Source organism: Streptomyces iranensis (genome assembly GCF_017874715.1).
GTDB lineage: Bacteria > Actinomycetota > Actinomycetes > Streptomycetales > Streptomycetaceae > Streptomyces > Streptomyces iranensis.
This window is the reverse complement of the sequence record NZ_JAGGLR010000004.1, coordinates 432032-446913: the sequence shown is the minus strand read 5'-3', so window position 1 is coordinate 446913 and position 14882 is coordinate 432032. Positions and strand designations below refer to the sequence as shown.

12 protein-coding genes are annotated in these 14882 nt (G+C 72.7%); 4 read left to right on the top strand and 8 right to left on the bottom strand.

The annotated features are described in order from the left end of the window. The first annotated feature begins 127 nt into the window (after nt 1-127). Nucleotides 128-520: an SCO5389 family protein gene (locus J2Z30_RS09950; RefSeq protein WP_037951008.1), complete on the top strand. Its 393-nt coding sequence runs from the start codon at nt 128-130 to the stop codon at nt 518-520. 37 nt (nt 521-557) lie between these two features. Here the strand turns inward: J2Z30_RS09950 and J2Z30_RS09945 are convergent, their stop codons facing one another. Next, entirely contained in the window at nt 558-1598 is a 1041-nt protein-coding gene (locus J2Z30_RS09945) for an LLM class flavin-dependent oxidoreductase (protein WP_044569887.1), read from the bottom strand. Nucleotides 1599-1807: 209 nt separating this feature from the next. Here J2Z30_RS09945 and J2Z30_RS09940 point away from each other — a divergent pair, with 209 nt between their 5' ends. Next, a complete protein-coding gene (locus tag J2Z30_RS09940; RefSeq protein ID WP_044569885.1) occupies nt 1808-2125 on the top strand; it encodes an Rv1322 family protein in 318 nt (105 codons plus the stop codon). 38 nt (nt 2126-2163) lie between these two features. On the opposite strand, the gene J2Z30_RS09935 is transcribed toward J2Z30_RS09940, so the two are convergent. From J2Z30_RS09935 to mce, 6 genes are all read right to left on the bottom strand, one after another. Continuing rightward, nucleotides 2164-3111 (bottom strand): ABC transporter permease, encoded by a 948-nt coding sequence (locus tag J2Z30_RS09935; protein ID WP_078956637.1) that lies wholly within the window; start codon nt 3109-3111, stop codon nt 2164-2166. Then, nucleotides 3108-4352: an ABC transporter ATP-binding protein gene (locus J2Z30_RS09930; protein ID WP_044569879.1), complete on the bottom strand. Its 1245-nt coding sequence runs from the start codon at nt 4350-4352 to the stop codon at nt 3108-3110. The genes J2Z30_RS09935 and J2Z30_RS09930 overlap by 4 nt, the downstream gene beginning before the upstream one ends. Nucleotides 4353-4433: 81 nt before the next feature. Further along, nucleotides 4434-5339, bottom strand: coding sequence for a hypothetical protein (locus tag J2Z30_RS09925; RefSeq protein ID WP_044569877.1), 906 nt, complete (start codon nt 5337-5339; stop codon nt 4434-4436). Nucleotides 5340-5779: 440 nt separating this feature from the next. After that, a complete protein-coding gene (locus J2Z30_RS09920) occupies nt 5780-6718 on the bottom strand; it encodes a coiled-coil domain-containing protein (protein WP_044569875.1) in 939 nt (312 codons plus the stop codon). 259 nt (nt 6719-6977) lie between these two features. Then, complete coding sequence (gene scy / locus J2Z30_RS09915) at nt 6978-11006, bottom strand: polarized growth protein Scy (RefSeq protein ID WP_281062674.1); 4029 nt, start codon at nt 11004-11006, stop codon at nt 6978-6980. A gap of 245 nt (nt 11007-11251) precedes the next feature. After that, the gene (gene mce, locus J2Z30_RS09910) at nt 11252-11704 is read right to left on the bottom strand and encodes a methylmalonyl-CoA epimerase (protein WP_020868383.1); all 453 of its coding nucleotides are present in this window, start codon (nt 11702-11704) and stop codon (nt 11252-11254) included. Between the two features lie 156 nt (nt 11705-11860). Here mce and J2Z30_RS09905 point away from each other — a divergent pair, with 156 nt between their 5' ends. Next, a complete protein-coding gene (locus J2Z30_RS09905; RefSeq protein ID WP_044569871.1) occupies nt 11861-13039 on the top strand; it encodes an acetyl-CoA C-acetyltransferase in 1179 nt (392 codons plus the stop codon). A 96-nt stretch (nt 13040-13135) separates the two neighbouring features. Then, nucleotides 13136-14095 (top strand): methylmalonyl Co-A mutase-associated GTPase MeaB, encoded by a 960-nt coding sequence (meaB, locus tag J2Z30_RS09900; protein WP_044569869.1) that lies wholly within the window; start codon nt 13136-13138, stop codon nt 14093-14095. A 256-nt stretch (nt 14096-14351) separates the two neighbouring features. On the opposite strand, the gene J2Z30_RS09895 is transcribed toward meaB, so the two are convergent. Further along, nucleotides 14352-14879 (bottom strand): PepSY domain-containing protein, encoded by a 528-nt coding sequence (locus J2Z30_RS09895; RefSeq protein ID WP_044569867.1) that lies wholly within the window; start codon nt 14877-14879, stop codon nt 14352-14354. Nucleotides 14880-14882: the final 3 nt, after the last annotated feature.

The following is a 14882-nucleotide window of genomic DNA, read 5'->3' as shown; positions in this document are numbered from 1 at the left end:
TTCTCCTGGTGCGGGCGCAGTGGCCGAATTACCGTTGAAGCGGGCGGTCGTCGGACGGGTACGCTGCGTCGCCGTCCGCCCTTCCCATCCCTGAGACCCCGCGCGCGGGGTCGCGAGAGGAGAACCCATGTCGCTCGACGTCTCACCGGCCCTGCTCGAACAGGCCGAGCGAGGCGAGGTCGACGAAGCGGCCTTCGTCGACTGCGTCCGGAACTCCCTACCGTACGCATGGGAGATGATCAGCTCGCTGGTGGCCCAGCTGAAGGTGGACGGCGGGGAGTTCGCCGACAACCAGACGCCGCCGCCCGATGAGCAGGCACGCGGTCAACTGCTCCGCGCACTCGCCAGTGACGCGATACGCGGCGCACTGCAGCGCCACTTCGGGGTGCGGCTGGCCTTCCAGAACTGTCACCGGGTGGCGGTCTTCCCGATGGACGCATCGGCCGACGAGCGCCTCGCCCGCTTCACCTCGGTCCGGGGGCAGCTGCTCAACCAGTCACCCGAACTCCGCGACTGCTGACGGGACGTACGCTGCCGCTCCACCAGGGGGAGGTGTATCAGCGCAGGAGCGGCAGCACCTCACCACCGAGCCGTCGTACGTTCTCCTCCGTGGCCGCCAGATCGCCCGATCCCTCGACCAGCAGCGCGAACCGGTGGATCCCGGTGCGCTCGGCGGTCGCCGCCAGCCGGTCGGCGCACAGCCGCGGCGAGCCCACCGGATGCAGCTCGCACAGCAGCTCCGCATAGGCCACGGGGTCGCGCATCCGGCGCTCCCGGCCGTCGACCGTCACATGCGCCTCAAGACCCTGCCGCAGCCAGCCGGGCATCGCCTTGGTCAGGATCTCGGCCGCCGCGGAGCGGGTGTCCGCGATCTGCGCCACCCCGGCCGAGACATGGCGGGCCGCCACCGCCTCGACGTGCTCCGGCGAACGGCCCGCCGCCAGCGCGGACTTCCGCCACAGGCCGACCACCTCGGCCTTCTCCTCATCCCCGCAGTGCATCCCGAGCAGCATGGGCAGTCCGCGCTCGGCGGCCAGCCGCACGCTGGTGGGCGAGGTGCAGGCGACGACCACCGGCGGGGCGCCCACCACCGGCCCGGCGAGGGCGTCGTCGGGGCGCGGCACCACCGCCACCTCGCGGAAGGCGAACCGCTCGCCGTCCGCCTCCACCCGGGGCTCGCGCAGCCAGCGCAGCAGCAGATCGAGCGATTCGGGGAAGCCCTGCTCGTACGCCCGCAGGCCTGAGCCGAAGACCTCGAGGTCCACCCAGGGACCGCCACGGCCGACACCCAGCGTGAACCGGCCACCGGAGAGGAGATGGAGCAGTGCCGCCTGCTCACCCAGCGCGACGGGATGCGCGGTCGGCAGTACGCTCACCGCCGTACCGACGCCGATCCGGCGGGTACGTCCCAGCAGCAGCGCGGCGAGGGTGACCGCGGACGGGCAGACGCCATACGGAACGAAGTGGTGCTCGGCGACCCAGACCGCGTCCAGCCCGGTCTCCTCGGAGAGCTCGGCCGACCGCACCGCCCGGTGCAGCGCCTCCTCCTGTCCCTGGCCTGGGAATTGAGCGGCCAGGATGAAAGCCCCCACATCCATCGTGAAACTGCCTCCTTGTCGCGGCTGAAGTGCCGGCGTGGGCATCCCCCCTCATAGGCATTAACGCCTGACACGTGCCAAGGGCACGGCCGTGCATGAAGTTTTCATGATGATCAGAGGGTGGGTGTGGATGACGGCTTTCCCGGAGGGTGACCGTAGCGCGTACGCTGGTCACAGCCCGTTAGCTCCCAGCTCTGTCGAGGTGCCCCGTGTCTCCACGCCGAAACCGCCCGCGAGGCGGCGAAATGCCTGTCGGCCACGAGAGTACGGACCGTTATGGCCTCGACCGCATGGAGACCTGGCAGGGGGAGGAGTGGGTGGTCCGGCAGGTCGGCGGCGGGGCGGCCGCCAAGCACTACCGCTGCCCGGGTTGCGATCAGGAGATTCCGCCGGGGGTGGCGCATGTGGTCGCCTGGCAGGAGCACATGGGAGCGGACGACCGGCGCCACTGGCACAAGGCGTGCTGGAACGCACGGGACCGCCGGAGCGCGAAGCTCCAGCGGTCCCGTAACGCACCGCGACATTGACTCAGGCGCGGGTACGTCCGGCTCGGGCCGCGCGAGCCCTACACGTCGCGCTTCTCCAGCAGCACATAGGCGGCGATCATCGCCGCCGCCGTGACTCCGGCCAGCGCCCACAGCTGGGGCCAGCCGCTGTTCAGGCTCTCGTCGATCCGGAAGAGGGAGGCCAGCGCCTGGGGCGAGGAGTACTCCTGCATCTTCTCCCCCAGATCACGGAGGCTGTCCGACATCATCAGGAACGCGGGGAGGATGGCCGGGAGCAGCACCACACCGAGCATCGCGGTGATCGCGCCCGCGGAGTGCCGCAGCATGCAGCCGACGGCCAGCGAGAGCAGCCCCAGCAGCGACATATAGAGCCCGGCGCCGACCGTCGCGCCCAGGAGCTGGTCACTCGACGGCTCCTGGACACCCGGACCGCTGTGCATCCCGGCGCTGGCGAGCGCCACCAGCGCGAGCGCGAGGGTCGTGGTGGTGAACGAGAGGGTGAAGAACACCAGCGCCTTGGCGGTGAGCACCCGGGAGCGCTGCGGGGAGGCGGTGAGGGTGGTCCGGATCATCCCGGTGCCGTACTCGGAGGTGATCACGAGCACCCCGAGCGTGACGATGCACAGCTGGCCGAGCAGGGTGCCGAAGAACCCGGGGAGGGTGGTGGGGAGGGTCTCGTAGTCGCTGTCGCTGGTGCTCGCCGCCACCAGGAGTCCGATCCCGGCCACCAGCGCCACCATCACGCCCAGCGTCCAGATCGTGGAGCGCACCGACTTGATCTTGGTCCACTCGGAGGCGAGGGCATTGCCGAGGTGGGTCTGGCGGACCGGGATCGGCGAGGTGTACGGGCCGACACCGGCGTACGGCTGCGACGGAGGCCCGGAGGGCACCGGCTGGTGCGGGGCCGCCTGCGGCGGCATCTGCGGAGGACCACCCTGCGGAGGCCCCTGCGGAGGCCCCTGCGGGGGGACGGGCGCCTGGTACTGCTGCTGGTACGGGGTCGTCATCGGGCGTCCTCGGTGTCGCTCTTGGTCAGATCGGCGGGGGCGGACGGCGCCGCGGGCGGCTGAGCCGGGGGAGCGGTGGGCGGCATCGCGGGGGCGGCGGGAGCGGCGGACGGGGCCCCCGGTGCGGAGGGCATCGGTGCGCCCGGGGTGTACGGGGCGCCCGGGGCGTGCTGCTGTGGCGGGGCCGGGGGTTCGGCGTAGCCCGGCAGCATGGTCCCGGGCGGGAAGCCCACCTGCTGTGCCGGGGCGCCCGGCGCATGGCCGTACGGCCCGCCCTGCGGCACCGCGCCCGGCATCTGCTGCTGCAGGGCGGCGCGCTCGTCGACGGTCGAGCGGTAGTCCACCGCGCCCTGGGTCATCCGCATGTACGCCTCTTCCAGCGACGCCTGGTGCGGAGAGAGCTCCCACAGCCGTACGTCCGCCCCATGCGCCAGATCGCTGATGCGCGGCAGCGGCAGCCCGGTCACCCGCAGCGCGCCGTCCTGCTCCGGCAGCACCTGGCCGCCCGCCTCGCTCAGCGCGGCGGTCAGCTTCTCGCGCTGCCCCGGGTCGCCCTCGGGGGTGCGGACGCGCGCGAAGTCCGCGGAGTTGTAGGAGATGAAGTCCTTGACGCTCATATCGGCGAGCAGCTGCCCGCGCCCGATCACGATCAGATGGTCGGCGGTGAGCGCCATCTCACTCATCAGATGGCTGGAGACGAAGACGGTGCGGCCCTCGGAGGCCAGCTGCTTCATGAAGTTGCGGACCCAGAGGATGCCCTCGGGGTCCAGGCCGTTGACCGGCTCGTCGAAGAGCAGCACCTGCGGGTCGCCGAGAAGGGCGGCCGCGATGCCCAGCCGCTGGCCCATGCCGAGCGAGAAGCCCTTGGAGCGCTTGCGCGCCACGTTCTGGAGGCCCACCACGCCCAGCACCTCGTCCACCCGGCGGGCCGGGATGCCGGACAGCTGGGCAAGGCAGAGCAGGTGCTGGCGGGCGCTGCGGCCGCCGTGCACCGCCTTGGCGTCGAGCAGCGCGCCCACCTGGCGGGGGGCGTTGGGGAGTTTGCGGAACGGGTAGCCGCCGACCGTGACATGGCCGGCGGTGGGCTCGTCGAGGCCCAGGATCATCCGCATGGTGGTGGACTTGCCCGACCCGTTGGGCCCGAGAAAGCCGGTGACGGCACCGGGCCTCACCTGGAAGGACAGGTTGTACACGGCCGTCTTGGCACCGTAGCGCTTCGTCAGGCCGACTGCCTCGATCATTCTCCGCCCCTCATGAGCATGGGTCGGGCGTGCTCGCCCCCGATGAGGCTTAGGAGCCTAACGGCGCGGTGACGGTTCCCGTTACTCGGGAGATGAGAGCGCATCGTAACTCTTGGGGTTGCCGCACCCTCCGGGCCCGCCCTGCCGCTCGTCCTCCGGGCAGCGGAGGAGGTCGGGCTGCGGCAGCGCCCAGCCCTCCTCCTGGAAGATCCGGGTGCCGGTTCTGCGTACGGCGGGGTCGGCGCCCGCGCGGGTGACCCAGGCGCGGGGGTCCGGTCCGAGGAGTGCGCGCAGCCGTGGCGAGCCGGCGAGCAGGCGGGTGAGCAGGGCGCTCTGGTCGCCGCCGCCGGGGAGCGGGCGCTCGGTGCCGTCCGGGGACATCAGCACTCCGCGCTCGCCGACGTAGAGGTACGCGCCGCCGAGCCGCTCGCCGGACGGCATGACCATCGGGTACTGGCCGCCGGGCAGCAGGACGCGGCGGTAGTTGGGGTACTCGGTGGCGTCCACGGCCGCCAGCTGCTCGGCGTCCAGCCAGCTGATGACGAGCGGGGTGCGGGCGCCGGGCGCCGTGTACGGGGCGGAGGCCACATAGCCGTACCGGCCGATGTGGGCCGAGCAGCCGACCGCGATGCCGTGTACGTCGACCGGGACCATGGGGACGGTGGCCGGGTGGCCGGGGCGGGACAGCTTGTGGTGGAGCTGGGCGGGGGAGGCGTTGGAGCCGACCGCGATGACGGGGTGGCGGTGGGGGGTCGGGGGGTGGCCCAGGTGGGTGAGGACGGCGTCGAGTGGCTCTTCGGGCGCTTCGTCTTTGCCGGGGCGTGGGTTGACCGTCCAGGTGCCCAGGCGGCCTGGGTTGGGGGTGAGGTCCCAGAGCTCGCCGGTGGTGAGGAGGGTGGGGTGGGTGATGGGGCGGCCGGGGTAGGTGAGGGGTTGTTGGGCGGGGACGTCGGCGAAGCCGAGGGTTTTGAGGGTGCGGTCGGTCACGGGGGGTTGCCTCCCCCACCCCGCCCCTCCCCGAAACCGGGCCCCGCCCGGCCCCGCCGGGGGCTCCGCCCCCGGATCCCCGCTCCTCAATCGCCGGAGGGGCTGGATTGTTCCCCTGGAAGGCCGCCCGAAGGGGCTGGTTGTGCGTGCCGCGCCCCAGGGCGCGGGCGGTTGGTCCCGGCCCCTGCCTGCCATGCGCGGGAGTCCCTGCGTCCGCACGGCCGCCCCGGGCCCCAACGCGTCTCAAGGCCCGAGGGCCAGGTTTTGGGGCCCGCCCCGGGCGCGGCTTCATGCGGCGGGGGCCGGGCTCCGCTCGCGTCGGGGCGCGGCCGAAGTGCCATGGCCAGCCTGGCCGGGAAGGCGATTGTTGCCCATAACATGCGCGTGCCCCGCGCCGCTTGGGCGGCGCGGGGCATCGGGCGCTCCGGTGTGACCGAGGGTCACCGGGACTGCTGGGCCGGGACGCCGCGGGTGGCCGCCTCGTCCTCGCCCGGGGCACCGGCCGCGGCCACCGCCGCGCCGGTCAGCGTGGCCAGCATCTCGCGGACGTTGGTCAGCTGGGCGTTGATGCTGTCGCGGCGGTTGGTGAGGGCCGCGAGCTCGCGCTCGGATTCGCTGCGGATGCGGTCCGCCTTGGCGTTGGCGTCGGCCACGATGTCCTCGGCCTGGCGCTGGGCGGTCTCCACCGTCTGGCGGGCGCGGCGCTCGGCGTCGGTGCGCAGCTTCTCGGCCTCCAGGCGCAGCTGCTCGGCGCGGTGCTCGATCTCCGCGAGCCGCTTCTCGGCCTTGGCCTGACGCGACGCCAGGTCGCGCTCGGACTGCTCGCGGCGCTTGGCGAGGTTGGTCTCGAAGTCGGCGGCGGCCTGCGCGGCCTTGGCGCGGGTCTCCTCGAAGAGGGAGTCCGCCTCCTCGCGCTTGGACTGGGCGTCCTTCTGCGCCTCCTGGCGCAGCGTGGCCGCCTCGCCCTTCGCCTTCTCGACGATCCGCGCGCCCTCGTCCTCGGCCTTGGTCTTGCGGTCGGCGGCGAACGACTCGGCGTCGTTGCGGACCTGCTGGGCGGCCGACTCGGCCAGCTCACGGTGCTGTTCGGCGGCGCGCCGAGCCTCCTCGCGCAGATCCTTCGCCTCTTCCTCGGCGAGACGGAGGATCTTCTCGACCCGGGCGCCGAGCCCCGCGTAGGACGGCTCCGAATCGTTGATCTGGGCCTGAGCGTTCTGCGTCTCGAGGTGCAGCTCCTCGATGCGCTTTTCCAGAGAGGTGATACGGGCCAGTGCACTGTCACGATCGGCGACGAGCTTGGAAATGCGGTCGTCCACCTGACCGCGGTCGTACCCACGCCGCACGAGCTCGAAGCCGAAGGGGGAGGAAGTGTCGCTCATGGGGTTCCTGTCGAAAGAGACCGGTGAGGTGATAGAGGGAATCCTAGGGGGCCGAACGGCGTGTCATCGAGTCAACGTCTGTTTGATCTGCTGAATCTCCAGCCTTTTGAGTGGCAGTAAGACGGAGACCTCGTCACTCGTCGGGATGATACGGACATGCCGTGATGGACGCAGCCTGACGCGAGACTTACGCGAAACCGACGCGAGACTTAAGCGAAACCTCGATAGGCACAGCTGAGACTCGTCCCCCCGGATACGGTTACCCCTCCGACCGCTTTCCACTCCTCGTCGCACCCGCACCCGCCGCTGTCTTGACTTGGCCGTTCTCCTTGCCGCCCGCGCCACCCGACGCGGGGGTCTCGAAGGATTCCAACGCCTCGAGGACGTCCTGGACACGGGAGATCTCCGCGTTGATGTCCTCGCGGCGGCGCTTGAGCAATTCCAGCTCGCGCTTGCCCTCGTCCACGATCTGCTGTGCCTCGTCCGTGGCCTGGGTCCGGAGCCGGTCCGCCTCCCGCTCGGCCTCGGTCTTCTTCTGCTCGGCCTCCTTCAGCAGACCCTCGGCCTTCTTCACCGCCGCGATCCGCACCCGGCTCGCTTCGCTCTCCGCCTCCGCGACCAGCGACTTGGCCTTCTCCTCGGCCTTCATCAGCTGCGCGGTGGCCGCCGCGACCAGCTTGTCGACCCGCTCGCCGGTGGCCTTCATCTGCTCCGCGGACTCCCGGCGGGCCCGCTCGTGCAACTCCTCGACCTCGGCCTCGGTACGGGCGCGCAGCTCCTCGGCACGCTCCCGGATGGCCGTGGCGTCGCCCCGGGCCTCGCCCAGCATGGTGTCGGAGTCCGTACGGGCCTTCTCCACCATGGCGTTGGACTCGGCCGTGGCCTCGGAGACCAGCCGGTCCGCCTCATGGCGGGCCATGCCCACCATGGTGTCCGCCTGCTCCTCGGCCGCGGTCGCCGCGCGCAGCGCCGCCTCCTGCGCCTCGGAGGTGAGCCGCTCGGCCTCCGCCGAGGACTCGGTGATCAGCCGGTCGGCCTGCTCGGCGGCGTCCGAACGCCGCTTGTTGGCGTCCTCGCGCGCCCGGTCGATCAGCCGGTCCGTCTCGGCCTGCGCCTCGTTGCGGATCCGCTCCGCCTCGGCCGCCGCCTCGGTCGAGACCCGCTCGGCCTCGGCGCGGGTGCGCGCCGCGTGCTGCTGCGCCGAACCGACGGTCTCCGCGGCCTCGCTGCGCAGCCGCTCCGCCTCGCCGCTCGCCTCCGCGTGCAGCCGGTCGGCCTCGTTCCGGGCCTCGGTGACCAGGCGGTCCGCCTGCTCGGCCGCCTCCGAGCGGATGCTGTTGGCGTCGCCGCGGGCCTGGGCCCGGGTGCGGGCCGCGTCCTGCTCCGCGGTCGCCCGTGCGTCGGACGCCTCCGTACGCAGCGCCTGCGCCCGGGTGGTGGCCTCCGAGACCAGCCGCTGGGCCTCCTCGGTGGCGCCGCCGATGAGCGTATCGGCCTGCTCGGCGGCCTCGGCACGGGACTTGTTGGCCGAGCGGCGCGCCTCGTCGAGCGTCTCGTTGGCCTCGGCGCGCAGCCGCTCGGCCTCGTGGGTGGCCTCGGTGACCAGCCGGTCCGCCTGCTCGGCGGCATCGGCGCGGCGCCTGTTCGCCTCCTCGCGGGCCCGCTCGGTCAGCCGCTCCGACTCGGCGATCGCCTCCGCGACCGTGCGCTCCGCGAGCGACTTGGCGGCCTCGGACTCCTCCGTGGCCTCCCGCCGCACCCGGGTGGCGTCCTGCGAGGCGCGCTCCCGCTCCGCGTAGGCGTCCGCGCGGACCCGGTCGGCCTCGGCCTGCGCCTCGTCGCGCACCCGCTCCGCGGCGTGCTCCGCGGCGTTGCGCAGCGCGGTGATCTCCTGCTCGGCCTGCTCGTGCAGCCCCGCGACCGAGTCCCGCACCTGCTGGGCGGTCTGCTCGGCGGCGGCCACCAGGTCGGCCGAGCGCCGCTCGGCCTCCTCGACCAGCCGCTGCGCCTCGGCCTGCGCCTCGGAGACCCGGTTCCGGGCGGCGGCCAGCAGCTCCTCGCTCTGCTCCCGCGCCGCCGTACGCTCCGCCTGCGCCTCCTCGCGGGCGTCGGCGAGCAGCTCCTCGGCCTCGCGGCGGCGGCGGGCCGCCTCCTCCTGGGCGGCGGCCAGGGCCTCCGCGGCCTCGGTGCCGATCCGCTCGGCGGCGCTCGCCGCCTCCGCGCGCACCCGGTCGGCCGTCTCCTGGGCCTCCGAGCGCAGCCGCTCGGCCTCCGCGGCGGCCTCGCCGCGCAGCCGTACGGCCACCGACTCGCCCTCGGCGCGCGCGTTCGACGCGTCGGCCGCGGCCTCGTCGCGCAGCCGGGCGGCCTCGTCCTCCGCCTGCTGGCGCAGCGCGTTCAGCCGTTCGGCGGACTCGGTGCGCTGCCGCTCGATCTCCTCGCCGGTCTCCTTGCGCAGCCGCTCCGCCTCTTCGCGGGCGTCCCGCAGCGCCTGGTCGGCGGAGGAGAGCCGCTGCTCGGCCTCCTGGTGCAGCCGGTTCAGCTCGCCCTCGGCCTCGGCGCGGCGGTCCTCGGCGGCGCGCTCGGCCTCCTCGCGCAGCTCCTCGGCCGCGGTGGCCGCCTCCGACTTGACCCGCTCGGCCTGCTCCTCGGCCGAGGTCACCAGCTCCTCGGCCTCGCCACGCGCCCGCTTCAGCAGCTCATCGGCCTGCCGGCGCAGCGCGTTGGCCCGCTCGATGGCCTCGGTGCGCACCCGCTCGCTCTCGGCGGTGGCACCGGAGCGGGTCTCCTCCGCGTCGGCCTTCGCCTTGGTCAGCAGGTCCTCGGCGGTGCTGGCCGCCTCCTCGATCTGCTGGACCGCCTCGCGGCGCGCGTCGGCGCGGACCCGCTCGCCCTCGGCGGCCGCCTCCGACTTCAGCTGCTCGGCCTCGCCGCGCAGCCGGCGGGCCTCCTCCTGCAGCTCGACGGTCTTGGCGCGGTACTCCTTGGTGTCGTCCTTGGCCGTGCCCTTGAGCTGCTCGGCGGTGTCGTGCGCCTCTGCCCGCAGCCGGTCGGCCTCGTCCTCGGCCTCGCGCCGGATCCGCTCCGCCTCGTCGGTGGCCGCCTTGGTGGTGGACTGCGCCTTCTCCGAGGCGCGGGTCAGCACCTCCTCGGCGCTCCGGGCCGCCTTGGCCAGCTGGGCCGCGGAGTCCTCGGCGGCCCTGGCCCGAGCGTCGTCTCCCGCCTCGGCGACCATCCGCTCGGCCTCGGCACGGGCGTCGTCCCGCAGCTGCTCGGCCTCGGCCCGCAGCCGCTCGGCCTCCTTGGTGGCCTCGCCGACCAGCCGGGCGACCTCCGCCTTGGCGGTACGGGTGCGCGTCTCGTTGTCCGACTCGGCGGCGCTGAGCCGCTTGGACGCCGCGTCCTTGGCCTCGGTGACCACCTTCTCGGCCTCGCTGCGCGCCTCCCGCAGCGCCTGCTCGGCCTCGTGCATCCGCTGCTCGGCGGCGCGGGTCTGCTCGGCCGCGGCACGGCGGGCCTGGTCCGCCTCGCTGGCGGTGGAGGTGCGCAGCTGCTCGGCGTGGTCGGTGGCCTCCTGGGCCTGGGTGCCCGCGTTGGTCAGCAGCCGCTCGGCGTCGGTACGGGCCCGGCGCAGAATCGCCTCGGCCTCGGCGCGGGCGGCCTCCGCCTCCGACCCCAGCCGCTGGCGCGCCTGTTCGGTCATCCGCTGGGCCTCGGCGCGGGCCTCGGCCAGGGCCTGCTCGGCCTCCGTCCGGGACTCGTCCATCAGCCGGCGGGCCTGCGCCTCGGTACGGGCCCGCAGCTGCTCGGCCCAGGCCACGTTCTCGTTGACGTGGGACTCGACGGTGGCGCGGCGCTCGGCCAGCTCCTGGTCAAGACGCTGGCGCCGGGCCACGGCCTCGGCGTGCAGCTCGGCCTCGAGCCGGGACTGCCGCTCGGCCTGCTCCTGGAGCAGCCGCTGGGTCTGGGCGCGGGTCTCGCGCAGCTCCCGCTCGGCGTTGGCGCGCAGCTGGTCCGCCTGGAGCTGGGCGTCCCGCAGCAACTGCTCAGCCTGGTAGCCGGCGTTGGTGCTGTCGTAGGCGGGGCGGGCCGCCAGATTACGGCGCGCCTCATGCAGCTTGGCGCGCAGCACCTCGACTTGGTAGCCGAGGTCGTCGGCGTGCTGGACGGCCTTCTCCCGCTCGGTCTTCAGCCGCTCCATCTCGGCCTCGAACTTCGAGAGCTGATCGTCAGGCTCGTAGCGGTCGTAGCCCCGCACTGCGCGGTCCCATCCGTCCCCTGGTCGCATTGGCGGCCGGCTCCGTAACCCTCCAGGCTCCCGTGGTCCCTTGCGGTGCCCGGGGTCCCTCGACGGTTTCCCTTGCGGTACCGACCAGGCGAGGTGCGTGCCGGGTCGGACCGGAGCTGGCCCTTCCGAGAAATGGTGTCAGATCATCGGCGGAGTCCGGGCCGGACGCCGAACCCTCTCCGTTTCCGTACCCCGGCCGATGCAGCACTCTACCGGCCGGGGAAGGGGTAGGTCAGTGGTCCGCTTTAGTGATCCTCTTCGTCCTTGTGCGCGGCGGGGTTCGCGGCGGTGACGAGCTCGGTCAGCACACCGTGACAGTCCTTGGGGTGGAGGAAGGTGATGCGGGAGTCCATCGAGCCGCGGCGGGGCTGTTCGTAGAGGACCCGGACGCCCTTGTCGCGGATGGCCTCGGAGTCGGTGTCGACATCGGCGGTGCCGAAGGCGATGTGGTGGACGCCCTCACCGTTCTTGGCCATCCATTTGCCGACCGCGGAGTCCTCCCGGATCGGCTCGAGAAGCTGCAGGTAGGAGGCCCCGCCGTCGGAGGTCTCATTGATCTTGAGCATGGCCTCACGGACGCCCTGCTCTTCGTTGATCTCGGAGTGGAACACCTCGAAGCCGTACGTGGCACGGTAGAACTCGACAGTCTTGTCGAGGTCGGAGCAGGCGATCCCGATGTGGTCGATTCTCGTCAGCATGGGAACAGTGCACCGCCGTACGGTCGGTTACGCAACGTGCGCGCGATCACACCGATGGGCCGGTGACCGCGCGGGTACTCGTCAGTACATTGACGATAACCCTCGTTAACTTCCTTCTTCTCGTGAAGGGACGCACCAATGACTGGTACGACCTCTGTGATGGTGGCGGGCGCGCGCACGCCCATGGGACGGCTGCTCGGCAGTCTGCGCTCGTTTTCCGGCGCCGACCTGGGCGGAATCGCGATCAAGGCAGCGCTGGAGCGGGCCGGAGTCGGTGCCGAGCAGGTGCAATACGTGATCATGGGGCAGGTGCTCCAGGCGGGCACCGGACAGATCCCCGCCCGTCAGGCGGCGGTCAAGGCCGGTATCCCGATGAGCGTGCCCGCCATCACGATCAACAAGGTCTGCCTCTCCGGGCTGGACGCGATCGCCCTGGCCGACCAGCTGATCCGCGCCGGTGAGTTCGACATCGTGGTCGCGGGCGGCCAGGAGTCCATGACCAACGCCCCCCATCTGCTGCCCAAGTCCCGTGAGGGGTACAAGTACGGCGCGATCGAGATGCTCGACGCGATGGCGTACGACGGGCTGACGGACGCCTTCGAGCACATCGCCATGGGCGAGTCCACCGAGAAGCACAACACCCGGCTGGGCATCCAGCGCCCCGAGCAGGACGAGTTCGCGGCCCAGTCCCACCAGCGGGCCGCCGCCGCGCAGAAGAACGGCCTCTTCGACGCCGAGATCACCCCGGTGGAGATCCCGCAGCGCAAGGGCGAGCCGGTGGTCTTCGACAAGGACGAGGGCATCCGCGGCGAGACCACCGCGGAGCTGCTGGCCCGGCTGAAGCCCGCCTTCACCAAGGACGGGACGATCACCGCCGGCACGTCTTCGCAGATCTCCGACGGTGCGGCCGCGGTCGTCGTGATGAGCAAGGCCAAGGCGGAGGAACTGGGGCTGGAGTGGATCGCCGAGATCGGCGCCCACGGAAATGTGGCGGGACCCGACAACTCGCTCCAGTCGCAGCCGTCCAACGCGATCGCGCACGCCCTGGGCAAGGACGGGCTGACGGTGGACGACCTCGATCTCATCGAGATCAACGAGGCGTTCTCCGCGGTCGCCGTGCAGTCAATGAAGGACCTGGGCGTCTCCCCCGAAAAGGTGAATGTGAATGGGGGCGCGATCGCCCTCGGCCACCCCATCGGAATGTCCGGCGCGCGCATCGCGCTGCATCTGGCGCTGGAGCTGCGGCGGCGCGGCGGCGGCACCGGCGCGGCGGGGCTGTGCGGTGGCGGCGGGCAGGGCGACGCGCTGATCCTGCGGGTGCCGGCGGGGAAGTAGACGGTCCTCGCGTTCCCGCGCGGGGCGTCGGATTCCGCTGTGATCAAGCGACTGTGATCAAGCGATTGTGGTCGAGCGATAAGGAGTACGGCACCCATGGCTGATGTGCCCACGCTGGTGGAGCAGGCACGGCAGGGGCGGCCGCGTGCGGTCGCCCGGCTGATCTCGCTGGTCGAGGGCGCCTCGCCGCAGCTGCGCGAGGTGATGGCCGCGCTCGCTCCGCTGGCCGGCGGCGCGTATGTGGTCGGGGTGACCGGCTCGCCGGGGGTCGGCAAGTCCACGTCGACCTCCGCGCTCGTCTCCGCCTACCGGCGGGCGGGCAAGCGGGTGGGCGTGCTCGCCGTGGACCCCTCCTCGCCGTTCTCCGGCGGGGCGCTCCTCGGCGACCGGGTGCGGATGTCGGAGCACGCCTCCGACCCCGGCGTCTACATCCGCTCCATGGCCACCCGCGGCCATCTCGGCGGGCTCGCCTGGGCCGCCCCGCAGGCCATCCGGGTGCTGGACGCGGCCGGCTGCGACGTCATCCTGGTGGAGACGGTGGGCGTCGGCCAGTCCGAGGTCGAGATCGCCGCCCAGGCAGACACCAGCGTGCTGCTGCTCGCGCCGGGGATGGGCGACGGGATCCAGGCGGCCAAGGCCGGGATCCTGGAGATCGGCGATGTGTACGTGGTCAACAAGGCCGACCGGGAGGGCGCCGACGCCACGGCCCGTGAGCTCAACCACATGCTGGGGCTGGGCGAGTCGCGGTCGCCGGGCGACTGGCGGCCGCCGATCGTGAAGACCGTGGCGGCGCGCGGCGAGGGGATCGAGGAGGTCGTCGAGGCGCTGGAGAAGCACCGTGCGTGGATGGAGGAGCACGGTGTGCTCGCCGAGCGCCGGATGCGGCGGGCGGCGGGCGAGGTCGAGACGATCGCGGTGACCGCGCTGCGGGAGCGGATCGGCGATCTGCACGGCGACCGCCGCCTGGGGGCGCTCGCCGAGCGGGTCGTCGCGGGCGGGCTGGACCCGTACACGGCGGCGGACGAGCTGGTGGCGGCGGTGACCGAGCAGGGCTAGCGCGTGCGCTCGGGTTCGGGTGCGCCGAGGGCGCGTTCCGGGTGCGCCGGGGGTGCGCTCGGGTGCGTTTCCGGTGCGCCGGGGGTGCGTTCCGGGTGCGGGGGCGGGGCCTCCGGGGCGGGGCCCTGGACCGTATATTTACGGCGCCATAGGCCGGGGGCTTGCGTGGGCCGGTGATTGGCGCCGTAAATACACGTAAGCGTCCAGGACCCCACCCCTCCGACCCCGCCCCCTCCTGCCTCGTCGGCGGCTCTCCCTAGTCGTCGTCGCCGTGGTCGTCGTCGGCCGGGGCCTGGGTGACCTTGCCGGACTGCGGGTCGACGATCAGGTCGCGCTCCTTGTGGTTCTTGACGGTCTCGACCTCCCACACCGGGCTGCGGTCACCGTCGAACTCCACCGAGGTCACGGTGGAACCCGACGCGGCCTTCCGGGCCGCCTCGGTGGCCGAGACGTCGGCGTTCCGCAGGGCCTTGGCCTCGGCGGCGTCCTCGGGGTCGGTGTCCCTGTCGACGTGCTGACCGATTACCTTGCCGTTGGCGTCCAGCGTGACCTCGTGCCACTTGCCGTCCTTGCCCAGGACGTCCGCCTCCCAGCGGCCGTGGTCGCGGTCGATGGAGTCCAGCGTGCCCGGGACGGCCTTCAGCGCGGCACCGGCCGCCTGGGTCAGCGAGGTGCCGGTGGACGCGGCCGCCGGGGTGGAGGACTGGGTGCCCGCCACCGCGACGGCCGTACCGCCCGTGACCAGGGCGGCTGTGGCGACAGATGCGATGATGATGCGCTTCATGTG